Source organism: Agromyces sp. LHK192 (genome assembly GCF_004006235.1).
Lineage (GTDB): Bacteria > Actinomycetota > Actinomycetes > Actinomycetales > Microbacteriaceae > Agromyces.
This window is the reverse complement of record NZ_CP034753.1, coordinates 2975110-3000150: the sequence shown is the minus strand read 5'-3', so window position 1 is coordinate 3000150 and position 25041 is coordinate 2975110. Positions and strand designations below refer to the sequence as shown.

The 25041-nt window shown below is 72.8% G+C and carries 15 protein-coding genes; 6 read left to right on the top strand and 9 right to left on the bottom strand.

Features of this window, described 5'->3' with window-relative positions; genetic code table 11:
- Positions 1-5 precede the first annotated feature (5 nt).
- The 3 genes from ddaH to ELQ40_RS13540 all read left to right on the top strand — a co-directional run bounded on the left by ddaH (position 6) and on the right by ELQ40_RS13540 (position 5444).
- A complete protein-coding gene (gene ddaH, locus ELQ40_RS19400; protein WP_127794161.1) occupies positions 6-1262 on the top strand; it encodes a dimethylargininase in 1257 nt (418 codons plus the stop codon).
- A gap of 544 nt (positions 1263-1806) precedes the next feature.
- Positions 1807-3642, top strand: a complete 1836-nt coding sequence (locus ELQ40_RS13545) for an ABC transporter ATP-binding protein (RefSeq protein WP_127794160.1) — start codon at positions 1807-1809, stop codon at positions 3640-3642.
- Positions 3639-5444 carry an ABC transporter ATP-binding protein gene (locus tag ELQ40_RS13540; protein ID WP_127794159.1) on the top strand — a complete coding sequence of 602 codons (1806 nt, stop codon included), beginning with the start codon at positions 3639-3641 and terminating at the stop codon, positions 5442-5444. The genes ELQ40_RS13545 and ELQ40_RS13540 overlap by 4 nt, the downstream gene beginning before the upstream one ends.
- Before the next feature lie 52 nt (positions 5445-5496).
- On the opposite strand, the gene ELQ40_RS13535 is transcribed toward ELQ40_RS13540, so the two are convergent.
- On the bottom strand, positions 5497-9084 hold the full coding sequence (locus ELQ40_RS13535) for a DUF3376 domain-containing protein (protein ID WP_127794158.1): 3588 nt from the start codon (positions 9082-9084) through the stop codon (positions 5497-5499).
- Between the two features lie 225 nt (positions 9085-9309).
- Here ELQ40_RS13535 and ELQ40_RS13530 point away from each other — a divergent pair, with 225 nt between their 5' ends.
- Positions 9310-9975 (top strand): response regulator transcription factor, encoded by a 666-nt coding sequence (locus ELQ40_RS13530; RefSeq protein ID WP_127794157.1) that lies wholly within the window; start codon positions 9310-9312, stop codon positions 9973-9975.
- A gap of 16 nt (positions 9976-9991) precedes the next feature.
- The gene (locus tag ELQ40_RS13525) at positions 9992-11803 is read left to right on the top strand and encodes an ATP-binding protein (protein ID WP_127794156.1); all 1812 of its coding nucleotides are present in this window, start codon (positions 9992-9994) and stop codon (positions 11801-11803) included.
- Positions 11804-11843: 40 nt separating this feature from the next.
- Here the strand turns inward: ELQ40_RS13525 and ELQ40_RS13520 are convergent, their stop codons facing one another.
- The 7 genes from ELQ40_RS13520 to ELQ40_RS13490 all read right to left on the bottom strand — a co-directional run bounded on the left by ELQ40_RS13520 (position 11844) and on the right by ELQ40_RS13490 (position 20625).
- A complete protein-coding gene (locus ELQ40_RS13520) occupies positions 11844-12155 on the bottom strand; it encodes an MGMT family protein (protein ID WP_127794155.1) in 312 nt (103 codons plus the stop codon).
- A 53-nt stretch (positions 12156-12208) separates the two neighbouring features.
- Positions 12209-12661: a GNAT family N-acetyltransferase gene (locus tag ELQ40_RS13515; RefSeq protein ID WP_127794154.1), complete on the bottom strand. Its 453-nt coding sequence runs from the start codon at positions 12659-12661 to the stop codon at positions 12209-12211.
- A gap of 55 nt (positions 12662-12716) precedes the next feature.
- Positions 12717-13406 (bottom strand): hypothetical protein, encoded by a 690-nt coding sequence (locus ELQ40_RS13510; protein ID WP_240665801.1) that lies wholly within the window; start codon positions 13404-13406, stop codon positions 12717-12719.
- A gap of 94 nt (positions 13407-13500) precedes the next feature.
- Positions 13501-16302 (bottom strand): cell wall-binding repeat-containing protein, encoded by a 2802-nt coding sequence (locus ELQ40_RS13505; RefSeq protein ID WP_127794152.1) that lies wholly within the window; start codon positions 16300-16302, stop codon positions 13501-13503.
- Positions 16303-16356: 54 nt separating this feature from the next.
- On the bottom strand, positions 16357-18135 hold the full coding sequence (gene glmS / locus ELQ40_RS13500; protein ID WP_127794151.1) for a glutamine--fructose-6-phosphate transaminase (isomerizing): 1779 nt from the start codon (positions 18133-18135) through the stop codon (positions 16357-16359).
- Positions 18135-19181 carry a GDP-mannose 4,6-dehydratase gene (locus ELQ40_RS13495; protein ID WP_127794150.1) on the bottom strand — a complete coding sequence of 349 codons (1047 nt, stop codon included), beginning with the start codon at positions 19179-19181 and terminating at the stop codon, positions 18135-18137. Before ELQ40_RS13495 ends, glmS begins: the two co-directional genes overlap by 1 nt.
- 37 nt (positions 19182-19218) lie before the next feature.
- The gene (locus ELQ40_RS13490) at positions 19219-20625 is read right to left on the bottom strand and encodes a nucleotide sugar dehydrogenase (protein WP_240665800.1); all 1407 of its coding nucleotides are present in this window, start codon (positions 20623-20625) and stop codon (positions 19219-19221) included.
- 242 nt (positions 20626-20867) lie between these two features.
- Here ELQ40_RS13490 and ELQ40_RS13485 point away from each other — a divergent pair, with 242 nt between their 5' ends.
- Entirely contained in the window at positions 20868-22229 is a 1362-nt protein-coding gene (locus ELQ40_RS13485) for a glycosyltransferase family 2 protein (RefSeq protein ID WP_127794149.1), read from the top strand.
- A 24-nt stretch (positions 22230-22253) separates the two neighbouring features.
- Here ELQ40_RS13485 and ELQ40_RS13480 read toward each other — a convergent pair whose 3' ends face one another.
- Positions 22254-24896 carry a LuxR C-terminal-related transcriptional regulator gene (locus ELQ40_RS13480; RefSeq protein WP_127794148.1) on the bottom strand — a complete coding sequence of 881 codons (2643 nt, stop codon included), beginning with the start codon at positions 24894-24896 and terminating at the stop codon, positions 22254-22256.
- Positions 24897-25041: the final 145 nt, after the last annotated feature.

Sequence of the window (25041 nt, the reverse complement as noted above, 5' to 3'; positions counted from 1 at the left end):
GGCGGATGACGTCCCCCGCGCCATCCGCCCAGCCCTCCCGCGCCCGATTCCGGCCGGCATCGACGCCGGGCCGCCGCGCCGCCGCGGCGATGCTGGCGGCCGCGGCCGTCGCCTTCGTGGCGTTCGCGGTCTCGACCCTCGCGCTGTTCATCGGGAACGGCCAGGCGCCCGACACGTTCGCCCGGGTCGGCGGGCACTTCTTCGCGACGTCGCTCATCGTGTGGGCGCTCCTGTCGATCGTGAACGCGGTCGGCGCCACCAATCGGTGGTTCCTGGGCCTGCTCGCCGGATTCGCCTCCGCGGTGCTCGCCGCGCTCCTCGGCACGAGCTGGACGGTGCTCGTCGGCAGCGAGCGGTTCCCGCCCGAGCTCATGCTGTTCATCCTCGGCTCGCTCGTGAGCGTGAACCTCGTCTTCATCCTCACGGTGACCGTCGCCCAGGTCTTCCTCGCCCCGCTCGTGCACCGACGGGTGCTGCGCTTCGTGCCTCGCCGTGCCGCGCGAACGATCGCGCTCGTACGCATCCCGGCATCGAACCTCGCGGAGGGCGAGCTCACCCACCTCGACCGCGTGCCGGTCGACCAGGCGCTCGCCGACGACCAGTGGGACAACTACTGCGCGGCCCTCGTCGCCGAGGGGTGGGACACCGTCGAGGTCGACGCCGCGCCCGAGCTCGCGGACTCGGTGTTCGTCGAGGACGCCCTGGTCATGTTCGGCGAGCTGGCGATCCTCACCAGTCCGGGCGCGGAGTCCCGTCGTGCCGAGATCGAGGGCGTCGAGCGTGCCGTCGGCTCCCTGCCCGGCGTCACGGTGCAGCGCATCGAGCAGCCGGGCACCCTCGACGGCGGCGACGTGCTCAAGGTCGGCGACACGGTGTACGTCGGGGCGTCGAGCCGCACGAATGCCGAGGGCATCCGGCAGCTGCGGGCCCTGCTCGCGCCGCACGGGTACACCGTCGTCGCGGTGCCCGTGACGAAGGCGCTGCACCTGAAGAGCGCGGTCACCGCGCTGCCCGACGGCACGATCATCGGGTACCCGCCGCTCGTCGACGCGCCGTCGCTGTTCCCGGTCTTCCTCCCGGTGCCCGAGCCCGAGGGCGTCGCGGTCGTGCAGCTCTCGACCGAGACGCTGCTCATGTCGGCGGCCGCCCCCGAGACGGCGACGATGCTCGCCGGGTTCGGGTACCGCGTCGTGACCGTCGACATCTCGGAGTTCGAGAAGCTCGAAGGCTGCGTCACCTGCCTCTCGGTGCGGGTGCGCTGAGGCCGCCGATCGGGCGCGGGTTCCGCGCATCCCCTGCCCCACAGAATTGCGTCTTGTGGGCGCTCTGCGCTCGGGTATAGTCTGCAAGGCTGCGTGTCGCTTCGGGGTGCACGCACATCCGGAATGACGATGCTGAAGCCGACGATGACGCAGGAGGACCCCATGCAGACCGACCAGAACTTCGCCCGCTCCGCCGCGGCCGAGGGCGCGGTCCGCGTCGCGTCCCCGATCGTCCGGTACGGATCGCGCTAGGCGCCGAGCCGCCCGATCCCGCCGGCGGAGCCGGCGTCCCTGAACCCATCGCGCTCCGGCGCGGCCGCGGCGACCGCCGCGGCATCCTCGCATCCATTCGCGTCCCGTCGACGACCCGACGGCGCGCACTCCTTCGAAAGGAACCGGTGTGTCCACCCCTGAGCACCCCCGGCGGTCGCCGGCCCACGAGGCCGAGCCCACCGGAGACGCTTCTCCCGCGTCGAGCCCCGAAAGGCTCGGCACGGTCCGCGCGCTCTGGCGCCTCCGGCCGTACCTCGGCCGCGAGCTGCCCATGTTCGTGGCGAGCATGGCCGCGTCGCTCATCGCGATGCTGACCGCGCTCGTCATCCCGCAGGTGTTCCGGCAGATCGTCGACGGCCCGCTCGCCGACGGCGACGCGTCGGCGATCTGGCCGCTGACCCTGATCGTCCTCGGGCTCGGCGTGCTCGAGGCGGGCCTGTACTTCGTCCGACGGCTCCTGGTCATCGGACCGGGCACCCGGGTCGAGGCGCGCATGCGCAACGCGCTCTACGCCAAGCTGCAGGACCTGCCGGTGAGCTTCCACGACCGCTGGCCGAGCGGCCAGCTGCTGTCGCGCGCCGTCAGCGACCTCGGGCTCATCCGCAGGTGGCTGAGCTTCGGGCTCGTCCTGCTCGTGGTGAACGCGATCGTGATCGTCGTCGGCGCGGGCATCCTCATCTCGATGAACTGGCTGCTGGGGCTGATCTTCCTGGTCGGATCGCTGCCGCTCTGGTGGGCGGGCTACCGGTTCGAGGGCCGCTACTCCGAGATGAGCCGGCTGAGCCAGGACCAGTCCGGCGACCTCGCGACGGCGGTCGAGGAGTCGGTGCACGGCATCCGCGTGCTGAAGGCCTTCGGGCGCGGCAAGCATGCCCTCTCGGGCTTCCGGGCGCGCGCCGAACGGCTGCGCAGCACCGAGATCGAGAAGGCGCGGCTCGACTCGAACATCTGGGTCTGGATCATGGTCGTGCCCGCGGTCGCGACGTCGGTGTGCCTCGTGGTCGCGGCATGGCTGGCGGCGAACGGGCAGCTGACGTCCGGCGAGGTGGTGGCGTTCTTCGCGACGCTCGCGGCGGTGGCGTGGCCGATCGAGTCGGTCGGGTTCCTGCTGGCGTTCGCGCTCGACGCGCGCACCGCGACCGACCGGTTCTTCGACATCCTCGACGAGCCGAACCGCGTCGGCGACCCCGAGCGGCCGGTCTCGGTCGAGCGGCCCGCCGGCGAGCTCGTGTTCAACGACGTCCGGTTCCGCTACCAGGACGCCCCCGACCGGTTCGACGACCTGCTCGACGGGGTCGACCTCGTCGTGCGGCCGGGGGAGACGATGGCGCTCGTCGGGCTCACCGGTTCGGGCAAGACGACGATGACCGCCCTCGCGACTCGGCTCTACGACGTCACCGGCGGATCGGTCGAGTTCGACGGGGTGGATGTCCGCGCGCTGTCGCGCGAGGAACTGCGCCGTCACGTCGCGATGGCGTTCGAGGACGCGATCCTGTTCTCGGCGTCGGTGCGCGACAACGTGCTGCTCGGCCGCCCCGACCTCGCCGGCGACGACCCGGCGACCCGGGCCGAGGCCGACCGGGTGCTGGGCGAGGCGCTGCGCATCGCGCAGGCCGGGTTCGCCTACGACCTGCCCGACGGCGTCGACACGACCGTCGGCGAGGAGGGCATGAGCCTCTCGGGCGGGCAGCGCCAGCGGCTCGCGCTCGCGCGCGCGGTCGCGGCAGACCCAGCAGTGCTCGTGCTCGACGACCCGCTGTCGGCGCTCGACGTGGCGACCGAGGAGCGCGTCGAGGCCGAACTGCGCTCGGTGCTCGCCGACACCACGGCGCTCATCGTCGCGCACCGGCCCTCGACCGTGGCGCTCGCCGACCGGGTGGCCCTGCTGGAGGACGGCCGCATCACGCGCGTCGGCACCCACTCCGAGCTCATGCGCGAGAGCGAGCACTACCGGTTCGTGCTGTCGAGCCTCGAGGAGGAGTTCCGCGAGCGCGACGGCGGCGTGCTGGGCGGGGCATCCGTCGAAGCGGCGCTCGACGGCCCGCTGGACAGCGCGCTCGACGACGACGACGATCTCGAGGACCTGCGGAAGGAGGTGGCGTCATGAGCGTCCACGGAGTCCAGGGCGAGGAACGCACCGAGTACACCCGGGCGGAGTCCCGGCAGATCCGGGCGCGCTCGCTGCGCCTGCTCGGCTCGCTGCTGCGGCCGCTGCGCACGCGGCTGTGGTTGACCGCGCTCGCCGTGGTCGCGTCCTCGGCCGCGCAGGCCGCGGGGCCGGCCCTCATCGCGTACGGCATCGACCGGGGCATCCCGGCGCTCATGTCGCAGGACTGGTACCCGGTCGCGTTCGCGGGCGTCGGATACCTGCTCACGGGGCTCGCCGGCGCGGTGCTGATCTCGCTGTACATCCGCTCGTCGGCGCGCATCAGCCAGGCGGTGCTCATCGACCTTCGCACGAGGGTGTTCCTGCACACGCAGAAGCTGAGCCTCGAGTTCCACGAGTCGTACACGTCGGGTCGCATCATCTCGCGTCAGACCAGCGACCTCGACGCGATCCGCGAACTGTTCGACGAGGGCCTCACGCTGCTCGTGCGCGGTGTGACGTACATGGCGTTCACCGCGGGTGCGCTGATCCTCCTCGACGGATGGTCCGCGCTCGTGCTCGTCGTCGCCGTCGTGCCGCTCGCGGTGCTGACCCGCTGGTTCCAGGTGCGTTCGCAGGCGCTGTTCCGCCGTTCGCGGGTCGCGAGCGCGAAGCTCATCGTGCAGTTCGTCGAGACGATGACCGGCATCCGCGCGGTGCAGGCGTTCCGCAAGGAGCGGCGCAACGAGCGCGAGTTCGGCGACCTCGTCGAGGACTACCGCGACGTCAACGCCGGCGTGCTGCGCCTCTTCGCGGTCTACAACCCGGGCCTCGCGCTCATCGGCAACACCGCGGTCGCGGTGGTGCTGCTGCTCGGCGGGTACCGGGTGATCGACGGCGCGCTCGAGGTCGGCGTGCTGCTCGCCGCCGTCATGTACACCAAGCGGTTCTTCGACCCGATGGAGGACATGGCCATGTTCTACAACGGGTACCAGTCCGCGTCGAGCGCGCTCGAGAAGATCTCGGGCGTGCTCGAGGAGGAGCCGAGCGTGCCCGACCCGGTTCGTCCGGTCGACCTGTGGACCGCCGACGGCGAGGTGCGATTCGACGGCGTCGAGTTCGCGTACACCGCCGACCGGGTGGTGCTGCCGAGGTTCGACCTCGCGCTGCCGCCCGGGCAGACGGTCGCGCTCGTCGGGTCGACGGGGGCCGGCAAGTCGACCCTGGCGAAGCTCATCGCCCGGTTCTACGACCCGAGCGACGGGCGGGTCACCCTCGACGGCGTGGACCTGCGCGACCTGCACCCGAAGGACCTGCGCCGCGCGATCGTGATGGTCACGCAGGAGGCGTACCTGTTCTCGGGCTCGGTGGCCGACAACATCGCGCTGGGGCGGCCGGATGCCCCGTTCGACGAGATCGTCCGCGCCGCGAAGGCGGTCGGGGCGCACGAGTTCATCGAGTCGCTGCCCGACGGCTACGACACCGACGTGAACAAGCGCGGCGGGCGCGTGAGCGCCGGGCAGCGGCAGCTCATCTCGTTCGCCCGGGCGTTCCTGGCGAACCCGGCCGTGCTGATCCTCGACGAGGCGACCTCGTCGCTCGACATCCCGAGCGAACGCCTCGTGCAGGAGGGCCTCACGAAGCTGCTCGCCGACCGGACCGCGATCATCATCGCGCACCGCCTCTCGACGGTCGCGATCGCCGACCGCGTGCTCGTGATGGAGCACGGCCGCATCGTGGAGGACGGCTCGCCCGACGAGCTCATCGCCGGGACAGGGCGCTTCGCGGCGCTGCACGCGGCCTGGCGCGACTCGCTCGTGTAGGCGCGGTGCGCCCGTCGGCGACGGGCGCACCACGCCCGCCGGCCGCCGCGGATCAGGACCGCGGCGGCCTCGGCGCGCGCCGCTCGACGAGGTCCTCCCGCGCCGACTCCGACCGCCGGAACTCCGGCAGCCACCAGACGGCATTCGCCCATGCGACCACGAACACGGCCACCGCCGTGCTCGTGGCGGCGAGCTCGATCATGCCGATCGCGAGCATCACCTGTTCGAGTGCCCACGCCACGGCCCAGCCGAAGGCCGCGGCGAGCACGGACACGGTCGCCCAGGAGATGAGCCGGAACCGGGTCGGCCGCCGCGTGAGCAGCGGGAGCCAGTCGGCTGTCAGCACGATGGTCACGAGCACGGCCCCGACGGCCAGCAGCGGCAGGTCGCGCTCGAGCGGCGGTTCGACCAGGGCATGCAGCCAGGCGGGCGCGTCGGCCTGCGAGGCGATGGCGGCCTGCGCGATCGGCAGCGCACCGCCGAGGAGCACGAACACCAGCACCATCAGGTTCGTGCGGACGAGCCGGCCGGGCACGGTGGTCGGCCGGGCTCCGCTCGCTGCCCTCACGGCCACGCTGGTCATGGCGAGGCTCACGCCGAGGCAGAGGATCGACATCGTCACGTTCGCCCAGGCCAGGGCGATGGCCAGCGGTGCGAGGCTCGCCGCAGCGACGGCGGAGTACTTCGCGGTCGCACGGATCGTGCCGATGCGCGCGGCGTCCACGAGGCGGCGACGCTCCTCCGACTCCAGTCCGTCGCGGACGCTTCGCCACCGGCGTCGCGAGCGGATGACGCCCCACGCGAGGCTGACGGCGATCGCCCCGACGCCGACGACGGCGGTGAGGATGCTGCCGGTCGTTGGGGTGAACGCCGTCCACGTGAGCACCCAGGCCGTTCCCGCGGTGATGCCGGCGACGAGCGCGAGCCGCGGCGGATCGGCGATCGCCGGCACCGCGACGAGCACGGGTCGCAGGACCGCCAGCACGGCCTGGACGGCGGCCGCGAGGAATCGGTTGACCGGCGCCGCCGCGCGGTCGACGAGGCGGATCGCGCGGGAGGCGAGGGCGAAGCGATAGCCCGGATCGAGGTTCCACAGGGTGTCCGTGCCCGCGCGGATCCGCGCGCGCGCGTCGACGCCGGCGCCCTCCGCGTCGGCGGAGAGCAGGGTGAGTCCGCGCTCGTGCAGGGCCGGCTCGTCGGCGTCCGCGAGCACGGCGTCCTGGACCTCTTCCACGAGGGCTTCGTCCGCCGCCGGGTCCCGCTGCGGGTCGCGGGCCTGCAGGAGCCGCACCAGGCCGGCGGCGCCGTCGAGCCGGCCCCACCACCAGTCGTTCACGCGCCAGTCCTTGGCGAGGAAGCCGAGGAAGTTCCCGAATCCGTATCCGGCGAGCTTGGTCTGCCGATCGATCTGGTCACGGTCGCCGTTGAGCTCGGCGACGGCGGCGTCGACGGAGCGTCGCGGCGTGCGCAGCGCCGTCTGCACGTGCGTGAGGAACCGGTCCCGCTGGAGTTCGGTGAACGCCGCGGATGCGGCCGGCCGCTCGTCCACCCCGATCGACCAGTACTCCACCCGTGAGAGCGAGGCGGGGATGCCGATCGGATAGGCGAGCGGGGCGAGGTGGATCGCCCGCGCCGGGGGGCGGAGCCCGATCGCCCGCCACGGCGACCTGCGCCAGTCGCCGGCGAGCTCCGTGCCGTGCGCGTCGATGGCGCCCTCGATGTCGGCCGTCGCCGCGGCGAGCTCCACCAGACAGCGATCGAGCGCACGCCAGTGCTCGGTCGCGTCGACCGCCGCGCAGGCCTCGATCCAGGTCGTCAGCCAGTCGCCGAGCTCGTCCGCCGTCGGCGTGCGGTTCGCCGCGCAGGTCCGCAGCGTCTCGAGGAGGACCCGCTCGGTCGCGAGGTCCAACGAGCCGTTCGCGTCGCGAAGGGCTGCGTACGCGGCACCGCGGACCGCCTCGAAGTCGCGCGGGGCCCGGGTCCCGGGTCGTTCCGGCACGGATTCCAGGTCGCGCGTCCAGGCGAGGACGCAGGATGCCGCGTCGGCGAGCGGCATCGGGCCGGCGAGCTGGTCCGCGAGCGGGCCGTCGGCGAGGGCGGTGAACCGCCCCACCGCGATCGCCTCGAGTCCGGCCAGCGCGGCGCGGTCGATCGGCACGTAGCGCCGTCGTCGCCTGGTCGCGGCCTGGAGCTGCCAGAGCGACGGCTGTCCGAGCGCGTCCGAGAGTCGTTCGGCCACCACGCGTCCCATCGCCCGGACGTAGGCCGAGTCGCGGCCGGAGGCTCCGGCGGGCGTCCCGTCGGCCGTCGCGAGCAGGCCTGCGCCGGCGAGTCTCCGACTCTGCTCGATCGATCGCCCCCCGTTGAACCGGTGGAGGTCGGAAGCCTCGCGCGCGACGGACTCGCGGCGCATGCTCTTCGAGAACATGGCGCCGACGGCGCGGAAGAACCGGGTGGCGTCGGGATCCCACGGGGCGGCGCCCACGAACGCCGGATCGGGCTCGGGATCGATGAAGACCATGGTGCGGTCGGCGCGCCTCGTGCTCTCGCGGACTTTCGCCGCACGAAGGGCCCGGTCGATCGGCACGTTGTCGAACACCGCCCCGTCGATGACCCGGAACGGCTCGGCGGGAGCGGGGCGATGCGCGGCGAAGGCGAAGCGCAGGTCGCGACGGTTCGCGGCCGTCCGGTCGCCGGACTCGATGCGATGCCGCACCTCGGGATCGGCGACGTGGCGCGGATCGCGCGGATCGGCCAGGTCGCCCACGGCCGGCCATTCGGTCGAGGCGATCTCCGCCGGCTCGAACCCGCCCGCGAGGGACGACGTCGAGCGCGCCGCGAGGGCGAGCTGGTCGAGCTGCACACGGTCGTCGTCGGGCTTGCCCGGGTACCCGGGAGCCGCGCGCCGGGGCACGAGGTTGTCGAGATGGTGCGCGTCCGACCCGACGAAGTGGAAGTGCCCCCGCCCGTCGACGATGTCCTCCTCGAACTGGTCGCCGCCGTCGATGATCGTGGTCGAGAGGTCGACCGAGACGTACTCGGGGACGAGGTCGTCGTGTCCGTCGGTCGACCCGTGCATCGCGGCGAGCGCGTCGAGCACACGCGGGCGGAAGTAGCCCTCGCCCTGCATGAGCGCCCGGGGCGTCCAGGCGCCCGGGCCGTGCAGCAGTCCCCAGAACCCGCCGACCTCGCCCCAGGTGCCGAGCAGTCCGTCGAGCGTGATGCCGGCGCGTTGCGCGACGGAGTAGACGACGGCGTTCAGGCCGCCCGCGCTGGCGCCCGCGAGGAGGTCGACTTCGACTCGGTCGTACCCGGCCCGGTCGAGCAGCCGCGCGTACGCCAGCGCCCGCCGCTCGAGCGCCGGGGTCGGCGGTTCGCCGCCGGGGTGGGGGAGGACCGCGATCCGCTCGTCGCCGACGTCGAACAGCCGGATGCGGCGGAGCACGTCGAGCTCGGCGGCGACTCCGCCGATCCAGACCGCGAGGCTCACGCCGCCGCGCATCACGAGGGCGATGCGCAGGGTCCGTCCGGTCGACGGCCGTGCCTCGGGCGCGACATCGCGGACGGTCGCGCCGGGCGGGAGCGGACGCAGCCGGATGCCGTCGGGCGCGGGCTCTCGAGATGCGTCGGGTCGGGGCATCCGTGGCCTTCCTCGAGGATCGTCGGGGACCGGCTCGTGCTCCCGGCAGGACCAGCGTGGCACGCCGCGCCGGGACGCGCATCGGGGACGGCACGGACCCGGGCCTCCGGGCTCGCCCCTGTCCCCTGAACGGGGGACCGGTCGCCCGCCACCGGAACGCGGTACGCTCGCCGGATCAGGAGGTGTCGACCGGGGGGATCGGGCACGTCGGAGACGGAGGGCACGATGGACGCGGCGACGGCTCCGCTGCGCGTGGCGATCGCAGACGATGCGCTGCTGCTCCGCGAAGGCATCCAGAAGGTCCTCGAGGGCGGCGGCATCGAGGTCGTCGCGTCCGTCGGGACCGGGCACGAACTCGTCGAGGTCGTCGAGGCCGGCGGCGTCGACGCCGCCGTGCTCGACATCCGGATGCCGCCGAGCTTCCGCGACGAGGGCATCGTCGCCCTCGAGACGCTGCGCTCCTCCGGTTCCGAGATCGGCGTGCTCCTCCTCTCGATGTACGCGACGCCCGAGTACGCGATGCGCGTCATGGGCGCAGGCAGCGGCACCGGATACCTCCTCAAGGAGCGCGTGTCCGAACCGCAGACCCTCGTGCGCGCGATCGAGGCGGTCGCCGGCGGGGGATCCGTCGTCGACCCCGAAGTGGTGGAGCAGCTGGTGCGACGCACCCGTGCCGACGACCCGCTGGCGAGGCTCACCGAACGCGAGCGCTCGGTGCTCGAGCTCATGGCGCAGGGGTACTCGAACGGCGGCATCGCGCAGGAGCTGTTCCTCGGCCTCAAGACCGTCGAGACGCATGTCCGGTCCATCCTGCAGAAGCTCGACCTCGAGGAGTCGCCGGAGCATCATCGGCGCGTGCTCGCCGTCCTGACGCTGCTCGGCGCGAGGTGACCGGGGCGAGCCCGTGATGGCGCCCGGCCGGAAGCGCCGGATCGCGCTGCGCACGGCCGTCATCGCCGCGGCGGTGGCGCTCAGCCTCGCGATGGAGATCTCCGGATACCTCGCGACGCCCGAGGCCGAGCGCCCGGAGACCGCGTACGCGACGCTGCACGCCGCGGTGCCGCTCGTCTTCGCGGCGTGCGCCGGCGTCGCCTGGAAGATCGGGCCGAGCCGCCTGCCGGCGCGGTTGATGATCGCCTTCGTGGTGCTCTGGATCCCGCAGTCGATCTACCACGTGATCGGCGATGTCGGCTGGCTGTGGCCGATCGTCCGCGGCGTCGACCTCGGTTGGGCGGTCGTCACCGGTGTCCTCGTGCTCATCTATCCGCGGGGATGGCTGAGCGGCCGGTTCGAGCGCTGGATCGCCGGCATCGCGCTCACGGCCTCGATCGTGAACCTGCTCACCGTGCTGCTGTTCGGGTCGCCCGGCCCGGAGACCTGCGACTGCGCCCCGAACCCGTACCAGGTGGCCGAGGTCCCGACGTTGTTCTCGATGCTCGACATCGCCTACCGCATCGTGGGCGGCCTGCTCGCGCTGGTGATCGCGTTCCGACTCCTCGTGCAGTGGTTCCGGGCGAGCGTGCCGGCTCGGACGGTCGCGTTCCTGATGCCGCTCGCCCTGTTCGCGTGGGCGGTCACGCTGTCGGCGCAGGCCGTCAGCTACGCCGCGCAGTCCACGCAGCAGGAGATGCTCGCGACCATCTCGCTCATCGCGATCGCTTCGGTGCCGGTGAGCTTCGTCGCGGGCATCTCGCACGCCAGGAACATGCGCGCCCGGGTCGCCGACCTCATGCGCATCACCCGCGAGGGCGCCGATCGCGGGCTCTGGGCCGAATCGCTCGCCCGCACCCTCCGCGACGCGTCCGTGAAGGTGTTCTGGTGGGACGAGGAGCGGGGCGGGTACTTCGACGCGGACGGGCGGCCGATCGGCCCGCACGTCGACCCGCGCGGCAGCCAGAGCGTGCTGCCCGTCGCCTCGCCGCTCGGCGTGCCGATCGCGCTGATCCGCCACGACCGCGTGCTCACCGACAACATGCGCCTGCTCGACGGCGTCTCGAGCGCGCTGCGCCTCTCGGTCGACAACGGCCGGTTGCGCTCGGAGATCGAGCGCACCCTCGAACAGGTCCGCCAGTCGCGTCAGCGCATCGTCGAGGCCGGCGACGAGGCCCGTCGCCGGATCGAGCGGGACCTGCACGACGGAGCCCAGCAGCAGCTCGTCTCGCTCGGAGTGAGTCTCCGGCTCGCGGCCGACCGTGCCAGGGAGCTCGGCGACGAGCGGCTCGTCGCCGAGCTCGAGGCCTCCATCGACGCGCTCACGCGAGGCCTGCGGGAACTGCGCGAGCTCGCGCACGGCATCCACCCCAGCCTGCTGTCCGCCGGTGGGCTGGAGCTCGCCGTGCCCGAGCTCGCCGGACGCTGTCCGGTGCCGGTCGAGGTCGACGTGCAGGCCGGCGGCAGGCTGCCCGAGGTCATCGAGTCGACCGCGTACTTCGCCGTGGCGGAGCTGCTCGCGAACGTCGCGAAGCACTCCGGCGCGACGCGGGCATGGGTGCGCGCCCGCCTCGGAGACGACGCGCTGGAGGTCGTCGTCCGCGACAACGGCCACGGTGGCGCGTCGATCGATGCGGGGACCGGGATGCTCGGCATCGCGGACCGGGTCGACGCCGTCGGCGGCACGCTCGAGGTCGAGAGCCCGCCCGGGGCCGGGACGACCGTGACCGTCGGGATCCCGCTCGACGAGTCGGCGTTGCGTGCCGCGGCCGGCGGGCATCCGGCCTGAGCCGGGGTGGGCGCGGGCGCCCGCGGACGCCGACCGGGTCCTAGGGACGCCAGCGGCAGGCGGCCAGGTCGATCCGGTAGCCGCCGTCGTCCGTCGACGGGCGCAGGGGAGTGCCCTCGCGCTCGTACTCGATCAGCGCGCGTTCGGCGTGGCCGGCCGGGGGCAGCCCGCTCGCGCGGACGACCCGCCACCACGGCACCTCGGCCCCGGACCGGGCCATGACCTGCCCGACCATGCGCGCGCCGCGCGACCCGAGGAGGGCCGCGACGTCTCCGTAGGTCGCGACGCATCCGGGCGGGATGTCCGCGACCACGGCGAGGACGGCCTCGGCGAACCCTTCGGCTCGAGGCATCCGATCGCGTGGAGTCCGGTCCCGCGGCGTCCGATCGCGAGGCATCCGGTCGTTCAGAGTTCGAGGGCGCCGATCACGTCGCCGTACGCGGTCTCGCCGGTCTCGCGGAACCCGATGCGGTGGAAGAACGCGCCGGGCCCCTCCTCGTCGGGCTCCCACAGCACGGTGATGCGGTCGACTCCACGACGCTTGGCCTCCTCGGCCAGCGAGGTCGCGAGGAAGCGGCCGACGCCCTTGCCCTGCACCTCGGCGTCGACGTTGATGCGCCAGATGCAGGCACGGAAGAAGTCGTGCTCGTTCTCCGGGTCGAAATTGCCGTGGATGAAGCCGACGACGCGGTCGTCGAGGAGCGCGACCCGCTGCCACGCGGTCGCCGGGTCGACGACCGAGGACTCCGCCGAATACGTCACGGGGGAGATGAACTGCTCCTGTCCGGGCTTCAGCGACAGCTGGTTCGCCGCGACGATGTTCGATGCGGACAGGTCCTCGAGTCGCAGTTCAGCCATGCCTGCAAGGCTAACCCGCCCCGGGCCGTCGAGGGTAACCCTCTCGCCGAGGCGTTCAGCGGACACCGCTGGTGGTGACGATCCGCAGCCACGGGCCGGGCGGCACGTCAGCAGCCTCGACGAAACGCCAGTCCACGCGGTCGCCGTCGCCGTCGAGCTCGGTGAAGCGCAGGCATCCGTTCAGAGCCGGGGAGACGTCCAGCCCCGCCCCGTTGAAACGTCGGTTCGCCGGCCTCGCGTCGTCGGCCCCGAACACGTAGGCGGCATCGTCGTATCGCCCGGGACCCGCGTCCTCGACCTGACCGAAGCAGGTCGCTCCGTTCGCGCGGAGCTCGACCCACCGGTTCTTCATCAGGCTCGCGGACGGGTCGTCGACGAGATCGCGGTACTCGGGCTCCCCGGCCCAGGGCACGACGTCGCCTCGCATCGCGAACGCCCCGGGATCGTGCACGTCGTCGAAGGGCAGGTCGAGGTAGAAGGGGTTCTCGAGCGGGGTCATCGAGGTCGGGAACCATCCGTCGTGCTCCGACCGCACCTCCGTCCCGCACGAACCGGCCGTCACGACGCCGTCGCAGCCGCCGTACGAGGCCATCCACCCCGAGTCGTAGGTGGAGACCTCCTGACTGCCGTCGGGCGCCGACGGATCGAAGACCTCGCCGACCCAGAACGTCGTGGCGACGATGCCGGTGTGCCACGGATGCGCGTCCGCCCGAGGCGCGGCGACCGCGTCGACATCGTGCGGCACCGGTGTACAGGATGCTGCGCAGCCGAGCGCGGCGACGAGGAGGGCTGCGGAGCCGCCCCGCCCCGCCCTCCTCGCCGCCCCGGCCGCGCGCATCTCACCCGCACACACGCAGCGCGGCGACGTCGGCGCCGAGTGAGGCCTCTCCGCCGAACAGGACCAGCGCATCGCTCTCGAGGTGCTCCAAGCCGGTTGCGGCCGTCGGCGCGAGGCATTCGCCCGGCGTGAGGTGGATCGGAGCATCCTTCCAGCCGGCGAGCGCCGCGCCGACGAGTGCGTCGGGGAAGTTGGAGCCGGTCGCGAGGTAGGACGTCGGCGCCGCGCCGAACGAATCGAGGACGATCGCCGAAGCGGTCGCGTACCGATCGGGCCCGGCGAGTCGGGTGACGGCGACCCCCGGAATCCCATCGGCCGACGCGGCCGTCGCGATCGAGACGGACGCGGGCCCGCCGGCGATCTTCACCGTCGTGGCGCCGAGGTCGACGAGGAGGGCGCGGGTGGCTGCGTCGAGCGCCGGCGCCCCGCTCGGGACGAGCACGGTCGGCCCGTTCGCCCGACTCGCCGCGGGGGCGGCGGCGAGCGCATCGGGGAAGTTCGCGCCGGTCGCCAGGAACACCGTGGACGCCCCCGTGTCGCCGAACGCCTCGTCCGCGATGAGGCGCGAGGTCGCGTAGCGGTCGGGGCCGGCGATCCTCGTGACGGGAGCGATCGCATCCAGTGCGTCGGCGACCGACTGGGACACCGAGCCGGTGCCGCCGACCACGATGATCTCGGCCGGGTCGAGGCGTGCGATCTCCGCGCGCACGACGTCGGGCAGCGCCCAGGGCAGGGTCAGCAGCATGGGGGACTCGAAGTGCGCTGCGGCCGGCGCTGCGCTCAACGCGTCGGGGAAGTTCAATCCGTTCGCGACGTACACGCGGGCGACGCCGGGCGCGTAGGCCTTCGCGATCTCGACGGCCGTCGCGAACCGATCGGGCCCTGCGATACGGCTCACCGAGAGCAGCCGCGGCTGGATCGGGGCGGTCTGGGCCGAGGTGCGCGTCACGGGCGAGTACCCCGTGAGCGAGCCGGTGACCTCGACGGATATCCGGTGGCCACGGTCGGCATTGACCAGCCGGTACGTCGGCGAGACGGCCCCCGCGATCGCCACGCCGTCGCGGAGCCATCGATGGGCGTGGACCACGCCGGCGGGTGTCCACGCTCCCGGACTCGCGTTCAGCGTCGCTCCGGCCCGCAGGATCCCCGCGATCGTCGGCTGCCCGGACCCGACCACCCCGACGCCGACCACCACACCGGACGAGGTCGCCGTCGCCGTCGTGTGACCGGCAGGCGTGCCGGTGATCCGGACCGCGACCGTCGCTCCCTGGTCGGCCGCGACGGGCGTGTAGGTCTGCGCCGTGGCGCCGGCGATCGCTACGCCGTTGCGGAGCCATTCGTACGAGAAGGCGGCGGGCACGGGCATCCACGTTCCGGGGGCCGCGCTGAGCGTCCCGCCGACCACGGGCGTCCCGGTGACGACCGGGATGCCCGGCAGCGTGATGCCGGGTGCGCCCTCGAGGTCGTAGAGGGCGTAGTCGTCGGTCACCAGCTCCCCGTTCGAGAACAGGTTGAGCCCGAAGCTGATGCCGGTGTATCCGGCAGGGATCGGATCGGAGTCCCAGACGGCCTGCGTGTACCCGGGCACGGCCGCGAACCACGGACTGGAGGTCCAGTACTCCCAGCCGCCGACCGCATTGCGCAGGTAGACCGCGAACTGCGTGACGGCGCTCGACGTGTACCAGGCGCGCAGCGAGTACCGATGGCCGGGCGTCACGGTCGGCGCACAGGATCCGAAGTCCATCGTGAGGATCGCCTTCGCATCGCCGTCGACGTACCCGGCCATCTGCAGCCGCTCCGCGACGAGTCCGGTGCGCCCGGGCGACACCGTGGAGAAGGTCGGGCTGTTCGTGCCGAACCCCGCGCGCATGAAGCAGCGCGGCACTCCGTCGTCCCCGACCTCCTCGAGGCCCGGGTTCGCGACCCCGTTCACTCCGGGCCCGGGCGCCGGGGGCAGGGTCGAGCCCACCACCGGCTTCACGGCACCGCCGACGACCTCGTGCACGGTCCTGACGGTCGTGTTGTGCGTCGTCGACCGCGCCGCCAGCCACTGCGTGAACTGGGTGAACAGCCCCGGCGTGACCTCCAACCCCTCGACGTCGCAGTCGTCGCACACGTGGTGGAACGTGAGCCCGACCCATCCGCCGGTGGTGGACTCGGCGTTCGTCACGCTGGCCTGGAGGTCGGCGAGGGTCCAGGTCGCGTCGACCATGTCGGGAACCCGCAACTCGAACGGGTCGCCGGGCGGGATCGCCTCCGCGAATCCGCAGCCGGTGCAGCCGAATCGCGTCTCGATGTCACCGAGGTTCCGCGCACTGTTGTACCCGCACGCCTCGACCGCCTCCTTCGCCGTCGGGCTCATCGAGGCGAAGGGGTACGCGAAGCTCGTCACCTGGAAGCCCCACGCCGAAAGCGTCGCCCGACTCTGACAGGCCTGGTTCATCGCCTCGTTCTCGCTGAGGGTCGCCATGTCCGGGTGCGTCACGGTGTGGGAGCCGATCTCGTGCCCCGCGGCGGCGAGCTGCTGCAGTTGGGCGAGGCTCTGGTGGCCGGGTTGGCCGATGAACCCGCTGAGGGTGTAGAACGTGGCGTGCAGGCCGCTGGCCTCGAGGATCGAGGCAGCGGTCATCTGGTTCTCGTTCGAGTCGTCGAACGTGATACTCACGACGGTCGGCGCTCCCTCGAGCGCCTGGGCCGGTGGTGCGGCCGCGACGGCGGACACCGCGAGCGCGGCTCCGAGGACGATGGCCGCGACCCGGCTCGGCCGGCGGCCGGCTCGGAGCGGTCGATCGGGGGCGTTCATGATGGCGTTCCTCCCTGGGATCCGGTGCTGCGATGGTTCGGTGTCCCGATGCGGTCAGTCGACCGTCACGGACTTGGCGAGGTTCCTGGGCTTGTCGGCGTCGAGGCCCAGCGCGCCGGCGAGGCCGAGGGCGAGGCGTTGCAACGGCACCACGGCCTCGAGGGGCCCCCACGGGAGCCGCACGTCGACGGGCGCCTCGATCCGGCTGCCGATGCGGCCGACGGTGATCACCCGGCCGCCGCGAGCGCGCACCTCCGCGATGTTGCTCGGGAGCCGCACGTCCCCGTCGTCGACGACGACGACCGGAGTGCCCGCCTCGACGAGTGCGAGCGGGCCGTGCTTGAGTTCGCCGGCGGGGTAGGCCTCCGCCCAGCGATAGCTGAGCTCCTTGAGCTTCAGCGCCCCCTCGGCCGCGTACGGCACCGCGGCACCGCGCCCGAGGAAGAGGAACCCCGGAGCGGAGCGGACCTCGCCGACCACGTCCTCGACGTGGGCGGCGTCGGCCGCGCGGGCCAGACGACCGGGGACGTGCCGGAGTTCGTCGGCCAGCCGCCGCGCGGTCGCACGGTCGAGCCTGCCTGCGTCGACCATCGCCGAGAGCATCACCGCACTGCCCACGAGCACCTGGCAGACGAAGGTCTTGGTCGCGGCGACGCCGACCTCCGGCCCGGCAAGGCAGGGCACGGCGGCATCGACGGTGCGGGCGAGCGTCGAGTCGGGGTTGTTCACGAGGGCGAGCACGGGGGAGTCTGCCGGTCCCTCGTCGATCGCCCGGAGCACGTCGGCCGTCTCGCCCGACTGGCTGATCGCGAGCGTCAGGGTCCGGGGCTCCACGAACGCCCCGGCCGCCTCGCTCGCGACGACGGACTGGAACCCCCCGCCGCCGAGTCCCGACACGACGCCGCCGATGACCTCGCCCGCGTTGAGCGACGTTCCGCAGGCCACCACGCGCACCCGATCGAATCGGGGCAGGTCCAGCGACCTCCAGAGGGAGCCGTCCGCGATGCCGTCGACCACCGAGCCGACCGCGCGTTCCGCTGCCGCCGGCTGATCGGCGATCTCCAGGTCCATGTGCCGGTCGTGCGCGCCGAGCAGCGGCCGAGACGCGTACGCCACGACCGGTCGCAGGTCGGGCGGTCGCGATGGGCGGCCCGCGGTCGTCCATTCGACGTCGGCGCCGACGGCGACCACCTCGTGCTCGCCGACGACCCGGAAGCCGTCGACCCAGGTCGCGAACGCCGAGGCGTCGCTTGCGAGGCAGACGCCCTCATCCGACGCGCCGACGAGGAGCGGTGAACGATGGGCGGCTGCGGCGAGCCTTCCGGTGCGCGCGTCCATCGCGACGATCGCCCACGAGCCGTGCAGGCAGGCGGTGGCGGCGGCGAGCGCGTCGCGGACGTCCTTCCCGCGGGCGACGGCCTCCTCCACGAGGTGGGCGATGATCTCGCTGTCCACCTCGGACTCGAAGACGTGGCCGCGCGCGGCGAGCGCGCCCGCCAGTTCCTCCGCGTTCTCGATGATGCCGTTGTGGACGATGCTGATCCGGCGCGCGCAGTCCTGGTGCGGGTGCGCGTTCGTGACCGACACGCCGCCGTGCGTGGCCCACCGCGTGTGGCCGATGCCGACACCACCCAGCGCGGGACCCTCCCAGGCGTCGACCAGTCCGCGCAGCGCGGCGACGCGCTTCGTCGTGCGGAACACCGCGGTGCTTCCGTCGGCGGCGAGGACCGCGACGCCGGCGCTGTCGTACCCCCGGTACTCCAGCACGCCGAGTCCGGCCACGAGCCGGCCGACCGCGTCCGACTCGGTCCGGCACGCGATGATGCCGCACATCAGGCCGCCCCGATCGCCGCGCTCGACACGGGTTCGAGCAGGTCCGGCCCGGGGACGGCCAAGGCCATGGTCTGGTCCGCGGTGCCGTGCCGGAGCGCGCTCGCCGCGACCCGGAGGATGATCTCGTCGAGCGTCGTGGACGGCTCGAACCCGACGAGTTCGCGGGCGAGCGAGTTGTCGGGCACGCGGCGTCGCATGTCCTCGTACCCCGGTGCGTAGGCGATCTCGTACGGCACGAGCCGGATCTCGCTCGGGCTCTCGAGCAATTCGACGATGCGCGTCGCGAGGTCCAGGATCGACACCTCGGCCGCGCCGCCGAGGTTCACCGCGCGGCCCACGGCTGCCGGGCTCTCGGCGAGTCGGACCATGGCCGGCACGACGTCGCCGACGTAGGAGAAGCACCGGGTCTGGCGGCCGTCGCCGAAGACCGTCAGCGGCTCTCCCCGGAGTGCCTGGTGCACCAGGTTCGGCACCACCATCCCGTACCTGCCGGTCTGCCGGGGGCCGACGGTGTTGAACAGTCGCACGATCGCGATGCGGGTCCCGTGCTCGACGACGTATCCGTGGGCGATGGATTCGTCGATGCCCTTCGCGGCGGCGTAGGTCCATCGGGAGCGCAACGGGGAGCCGAGCACCCGGTCGGCGTCCTCGGAGAGCGCGTCGGAGGTGTTCTTGCCGTAGATCTCGCTCGTGGACGCCAGCAGCAGCGACGAGCCGGACTCGAACACCGCGTGGATGACGTTCTCGGTGCCGTGGATGTTGGTTCGCAGGCTGCGCAGCGGATGCTCGACGATGAGCTTCACGCCGACCGCGGCGGCGAGGTGGTACACCCGGTCGGTCGCGCCGACGATCCGCTCGACGAGGCCTCGATCGAGCACCGACCCGTGGATGACCCGCAGGCGCCGATCGCCCTCGAGGTGGGCGAGGTTCCCGCGGGACCCGGTCGAGAAGTCGTCGAGGACGACGACCTCGTCGCCGAGCGAGAGCAGGTGCTCGGCCAGGTGGCTTCCGATGAAACCGGCGCCGCCGGTGATCGCTGATCGCATGATGACTCCCTGTTCGGCTGGGGTGCGCGTCGTTCGGTCAGAGCAGGACGCGCTGCGGAACGTCGACCGACCGGTAGGTCGTGTCGAGGACCCGGGGTACGGCGGCGAGCCATGACCGGTCGACGCCGCTGTGCGTGGTGTGCAGGATCGCCAGGTCGGCTTCGAAGGCCGCGCCATCGGCGACGTGCTCGAGGACGCTGCCGTCGCGCAACCGCACGCTGGCGAAGAACGGGTCGCTGTATCCGACATCCGCTCCCGCCGCCCGGAGCCGGTCCATGATCTCGAGGGCGGGTGATTCGCGGAGGTCGCCGACGTCCGGCTTGTACGAGATCCCGACCACCAGGACCCTGGCACCGGCGAGCGGACGGCCCACGTCGGCCAGGACCTCCCGGGCGCGTTCGGCGACCCGTCGAGGTCGGACCGCGATCTCCGACATCGCCTGTTCGATGAGCGGGAGCATGAGGTGCGACTTCCGGAACTGCCAGAGCAGGTAGTGCGGGTCGCATGGGATGCAGTGGCCGCCGACTCCGGGTCCGGGATAGAACGGCATGAATCCGTACGGCTTGGTCGCCGCCGCGTCGACCACCTCGGTCACCGAGACGCCGAGCGCCGCGCACGCTTCGGCGAACTCGTTGGCCAGGGCGATGTTCACCGCGCGGAAGGTGTTCTCGAGGAGCTTGGTCATCTCGGCCGCCTCGAGCGACTCGACGGGATGGACGGATCGGGTGGAACGACTGAGCAGTGCGCGCGCCGCCTCGCGACAGGCCGGCGTCGCGCCGCCGACGACGCGCGGCACGTCCTCGTGCTCGAATCCGGCGTTGCCGGGATCGATCCGCTCCGGGCTGAACGCGACGTGGACGTCCGTTCCGGCGATGAGGCCGCGGCGGGCGAGCGGTTCGACCAGGAAGTCGTGCGTGCACCCCGCATAGGTGGTCGAGGTCAGCACGATCAACTGGCCGGCCACCGCGTGCTCGACCACCGTTCCGCACGCGGCACGGAGGATGGCGAGGTCGGGGGTGAGGTGCTCGTCGATGGGCGTGGGTACGCAGACCACGACGGCTGCGGCGCCGGACAGGCGGGCGGCGTCGTCGGTGATCGCGAATCCGGCGTCGTCGCGGAGCGCGGTCGCGAGCCGGAGGCGATCGAACTCGAGCAGGTCCGCAGCCCCCGCACGGATCTGCTCGAGTCGTCGCCCGTCGGAGTCGATGCCGAGCACCCGGGCCCCGTTGGCGTGGAAGGTGAGCGAGGTGGGCAGGCCGACGTAGCCCAGTCCGACGATCGCGACGTCGTGATCGAACACGACGCGTGGGATCCGGGGCAGGCGCCCGCCGCGGATCGGGTCGTCGGGCATGGTCTCGGGTCGGTGCTCCTCGCCGTGCCGCGGGAGTGCGCGCACCGTCGGTCCGGCTTCCGCCGGCGGTGCGACGATCGGATCGGAGGTCATGGCGGCTCCTCGGGCTGCGTGGACGACGAACGGTTCCGGAGACCGGGTCGTCGAGCAGCGGATGCCGGTGCCCCGGTCATGTGCGAGCAGTCTGGGCGACCCGGCCCGTGCGGGGGAGGGGCGCGGAACGATCGTGCGGATTCCCGCAGGAACTCCGCAGTGCCCTGCGGGAATCCGCGCGCCGGGCGGCCGGCGGGCTAGCTTCGGGGCAACCGGTGCGCCGGGAACCGGAGGGAGCGGAAATGGACTTCTTGCCGGTGGCCGTGATCGCCCTGATCGGCGTCAACACGCTGCTGTGGGCGAGCGTGGGCGCCGCGCGGGCGATCCGCCTGCGGCTGGTCCCTCCGGCCATATCGCCGCGGTCGTCGTCCGCGGTCCGCCGGTCCCGTGTCGCCGTGCTGATCCCGGCGCACGACGAGGCCGCCGTCATCGCGGCCACCGTCCGTTCGGCACGCGGCCAGGTGCCGGTCGACCAGATCTTCGTCGTGTCCGACGGGTCGAGCGACGACACGGCCCGGGTCGCCTCGGCCGAGGGTGCGAACGTGATCGAACTTGCCCCGAACCGGGGCAAGGCCGGGGCGATCGTGGAGGCGATCGCCCGGTTCCGGCTGGTCGAGCGGTTCGACGCCGTCCTGCTGCTCGACGCCGACACCCGTCTCGACGGGCGCTACCTGGAGTCCGGCCTCCCCGCGTTCGACGACCCGGGCGTCGTCGCGGTCGCCGGCCGCGCGACGTCGATCCTCGATCCGCCGTCGGAGACCCTGCTCGGCCGTCTGCTCGTCGCGTACCGCGAGCGCTTCTACGTCGCGGTGCAGTACCTCCTCAAGTACGGCCAGGCCGCGCGTTCGGTCAACGTCGTCTCGATCGTCCCCGGCTTCGCGAGCATGTACCGGACCGGCGTGCTGGACCGGATCGAGATCTCGGCACCGGGTCTCGTGATCGAGGACTTCAACATGACGTTCGAACTGCACGCCAAGCGCCTGGGACGCATCGCGTTCCACCCGGGTTCGGCGATCGCGAGGACGCAGGATCCCGACCGCCTGGTCGACTACGTGAAGCAGATGCGGCGTTGGACCCTCGGATTCTGGCAGACGGTCCGGCGCCATCGGGTGCGGCCGGATCGGTTCTGGGCCGCGCTCGGCCTGTACATGTGCGAACTGCTCGTGGGCAGCACTGTCCTGCTCGTGATGCTCGCGCTGCTCGTCGCCTTCGCGGCGACGTGGATCTGGGCCTCGGCGACGGGCGATCCGACCCCGATGGCGACCCTGGCCTCGATCGTGCCGCCCGCCGTGGTGGTCGCGGGCATCCTGGTGCCCGACCTGCTCCTGACGCTCGTCGTCGTCGCGATCACCGGAAGCCCGGGTTTCCTGCGCTACGCGCTCGCCTTTCCGCTCGTGCGCGCCGTGGACGCCGTGATCTGCATCCGCACGCTCGTCGAGGCGTTCCGAGCGGGCGGGACGGCGGACGGCCGGTGGACGAGTCCGCTGCGCCGGGCGCAGGCTGCGTCCGACCCGACTGCGGAGCCCGGCTCCGGCGGCGGGCCCGGCCGCGAACCCGGACCGGGCACGGCCCCGGGCGCGGGCCCGTCACGCGAGGCGGGTTGACCTCGCGAACGCCTTCCCCCGGGGTCAGCCGACCCGCTCCGTGAGGATCTCGCTCGCGGGGGCGAGCATCGAGATGAGCTGGGAGCGCGACATCACCCCGAGCCGTCGGTAGATGCTCGTCAGCCGGACCTCGACCGTTCGCACGGAGACGTAGAGCTCCCCGGCGATCTCCTTGTTGCGCAGGCCGCGACGGACCAGTCGCACGACTTCCAGCTCATCGGGCGTGAGCGCCGCGAGCAGGGGATCGACCGGCGAGGGTCGGCGCGCCGCCGACCTCGGGCGCGCGGTCCGCCGCGTCCACTGCGTGGTGCCCAGCTGCGAGAACACCGCATGGGCGGATCGCCACTGCTCGGCGGCTTCGCGCGCCCGCCCGAGCGCGTCGAGCCGATCAGCATGGCCGGCGAACGTCCGGGCGCGCTCGTACATGAGGTCGCCGGAGGAGGCCATGCGGAGGGCCCGTTCCCAAACGGCGAGGGATTCGTCGCCGTCGGCGATCAACGCCTCGATCCGCGCCCGGGCCTGATCGGTCCATGGAGTGCGATGTCCGGCGTGCCGTCCGAGGAAGACCCGGGCGTGCTCGAGCGCCTCGGCTCGCCGATCCGACAGGACGCAGGACTCGACCAGGTCCACCTCGCAGCGCAGGAGCGTGGGGTTCCCGAAGGCCGCACCGATCGACATCGCTGCGCGGAGGGCCGCGACGGCGTCGTCGAGCCGTCCGGTCGCGAGCGCCGAGGCGCCCTCGAACGCCGCGAGCCGGGCGGCGAGCGACGGGTCGTCGTAGGTGAACCTCGCCCGGAGCCCGTCGAGCTCGGTGGTGTCGCCGTCGATCAGCCGGCTCCACGCCCGCAGGACGAGGTCGAGCGGCTGTGCGCGCCTGGCGATCCCCGGCGACCGGCCGCGGTCGATCAGGGCCGCCGCGTCGACATGGCGACCGGCGCGGATCTCGAGTTCGGCGAGGAACGTCCGCGCGTGATCGACGATCAGCCGATTGGCCGCCGGCTCGACGTCGAGGACGGCGTGGAAGGTGCGCCGGGCGTCGTCGTTGCGATCGAGGAACGTGAGGGTGCGTCCGAGCACGAGGAGGCCGAGCGGCGAGGCCGGCGCCGGTCCGCGTCCCGAGCCCGCCGGCTGCGCCGTCGGGCCGTCCGGGGTTCCCGCGACGGCGGAGCACTGCGCCGAGACGACCGAGAGCAGCGCATCGTGCCTGCCGCCGAACGGCGTGGCGGCCGTGGCCCGCTCGAGCAGCTCGGCGGCGGAATCGACCTCCCAGCGTTCGACGTGCAGTGCTGCGAGCTGGGTGAGGCGGAGCGGGTGGGCCTGTTCCGAGACGCATCGGTAGTCGCCGTCGTCGACGGAGAGTCGGCGGGTCGCGACGAACGAGGTGATCAGCCGCATCGCCGCGATCGGCCCGACGCGATCGGCGTGCGACGGCGCACGGTGCGCGTGTCGCACGTACCGCTCGGCGTAGGCGGGTTCGCCGGCGTACAGCAGGTGGTGCGCGAGGCGCAGCAGGTGGGGCGCGGCGACGGGAGCGAGGTCGGCGAGGGCGAGCGCGCGCTCGGCGACCTCGACCGCCTGCCAGGCGAGGCCGCGGCGCGCGAACTCGGCGGCGTCCTCGATCATCTCCGTGGGCGACGCGCTGCCCGCCTCGCCATGGCTGACGTGCCATCTGGCGAGTGCGGGATCCGTACCGGACTCCGCTTCGGCGAGGATCCCGTGCAGCCGCGTCCGCGTCGCGGCGGGCAGCGCCCAGTAGGTGCGCGATCGCAGGACCGGGTCGGCCAGCCACGTGTAGCGGCCGTCCTGCGCGGCGGCCCCGCTCGAGAGCAGGCGGTCCAGCTCATCGGCGTGGGCGGCGCGAACGGCGCGCAGTGTGTGCAGGTGGGCGCACGAGAGCCGTGCGAGCAGGCCGTCCTCGGGCGGCGTCTCGGCCGAGGCGAGCCGGAACGGCAGCTCGATCGGTGCGGCGTCCGTCAACTGGGACTCGGTCAGCCGTGCCGCGATCTCGGACACGGCGCGGACATTGCCGTGGGCTCCGTCGACGAGCAATTGGTGCACGGCGCCGTCGGCGCGTCCGCCGACCGCTTCGGTCGCGATCCGCCTCGACCGGTCGGGGTCGTCCGCCTCCAGTGTGAGGGCTCGCATCAGTCTGAGCGGGCCCGGCGGGTGCTCGGATCCGCACGACGCCACGATCCGCAGGCCGGTGCCGGCCAGCCTGGTGGCGAGCAGCGAGAGGACCACCTGGCTCTCGCCGTCCATGAGGTCGGCGTCGTCGATCACCAGGACGCCGGCGTCGAAACCGCCCTCCCGGATCAACGTGAGCAGGGCGACGGCCACGGCGCCGGGGGTGGGCTCGCGGCCCGACTGCTCGAGCAGCCGCATCGACAGCGCGACGAACTCGGGGGCGTCGAAGGCCGCGGCCATCGCCGAGGCTCCGGAAAGGGGCACATGGGCCATCCAGGCCCCGACGCGCGTGCGCCGAACCGGGCCCGCATGGTCGTCGACGGTCGCGAGCAGGGTCGACTTCCCGGCGCCGGCGGCGCCGATCACGAGGACCGCGCCCTCGCGGGGCTCGTGCAGGACGGCGGCGAGCCTGGCCCGGTCGTCGCCGGCCGTGGCGATCGCGGATGCCTGCGCGAGGGCGCTCAGCGGATCGGCGCCGATCATCCGGCGGCTGTCGGGTTGTGTCGGCCGGCGCGTGCGCGCCGGCTTCCGGGAGCGGACATGCGGTGCTCGATTCGGCCTGGGTAATCGTCACGCTCAACAATGAGGGGGGCTCATGTACGCGCCACGATACGCCCACGGGACGCGA

What these genes read in the sequence shown, in the direction of transcription:
- ELQ40_RS13525 (WP_127794156.1), top strand. Translation starts at nt 9,992, where the DNA reads ATGGCGCCCGGCCGGAAGCGCCGGATCGCGCTGCGCACGGCCGTCATC.
- ELQ40_RS13540 (WP_127794159.1), top strand. Translation starts at nt 3,639, where the DNA reads ATGAGCGTCCACGGAGTCCAGGGCGAGGAACGCACCGAGTACACCCGG.
- ELQ40_RS13545 (WP_127794160.1), top strand. Translation starts at nt 1,807, where the DNA reads ATGTTCGTGGCGAGCATGGCCGCGTCGCTCATCGCGATGCTGACCGCG.
- ELQ40_RS13480 (WP_127794148.1), bottom strand. Translation starts at nt 24,896, where the DNA reads ATGATCGGCGCCGATCCGCTGAGCGCCCTCGCGCAGGCATCCGCGATC.
- ddaH (WP_127794161.1), top strand. Translation starts at nt 6, where the DNA reads ATGACGTCCCCCGCGCCATCCGCCCAGCCCTCCCGCGCCCGATTCCGG.
- ELQ40_RS13520 (WP_127794155.1), bottom strand. Translation starts at nt 12,155, where the DNA reads ATGCCTCGAGCCGAAGGGTTCGCCGAGGCCGTCCTCGCCGTGGTCGCG.
- ELQ40_RS13530 (WP_127794157.1), top strand. Translation starts at nt 9,310, where the DNA reads ATGGACGCGGCGACGGCTCCGCTGCGCGTGGCGATCGCAGACGATGCG.
- ELQ40_RS13535 (WP_127794158.1), bottom strand. Translation starts at nt 9,084, where the DNA reads ATGCCCCGACCCGACGCATCTCGAGAGCCCGCGCCCGACGGCATCCGG.
- ELQ40_RS13495 (WP_127794150.1), bottom strand. Translation starts at nt 19,181, where the DNA reads ATGCGATCAGCGATCACCGGCGGCGCCGGTTTCATCGGAAGCCACCTG.
- ELQ40_RS13490 (WP_240665800.1), bottom strand. Translation starts at nt 20,625, where the DNA reads ATGACCTCCGATCCGATCGTCGCACCGCCGGCGGAAGCCGGACCGACG.
- ELQ40_RS13505 (WP_127794152.1), bottom strand. Translation starts at nt 16,302, where the DNA reads ATGAACGCCCCCGATCGACCGCTCCGAGCCGGCCGCCGGCCGAGCCGG.
- ELQ40_RS13485 (WP_127794149.1), top strand. Translation starts at nt 20,868, where the DNA reads ATGGACTTCTTGCCGGTGGCCGTGATCGCCCTGATCGGCGTCAACACG.
- glmS (WP_127794151.1), bottom strand. Translation starts at nt 18,135, where the DNA reads ATGTGCGGCATCATCGCGTGCCGGACCGAGTCGGACGCGGTCGGCCGG.
- ELQ40_RS13515 (WP_127794154.1), bottom strand. Translation starts at nt 12,661, where the DNA reads ATGGCTGAACTGCGACTCGAGGACCTGTCCGCATCGAACATCGTCGCG.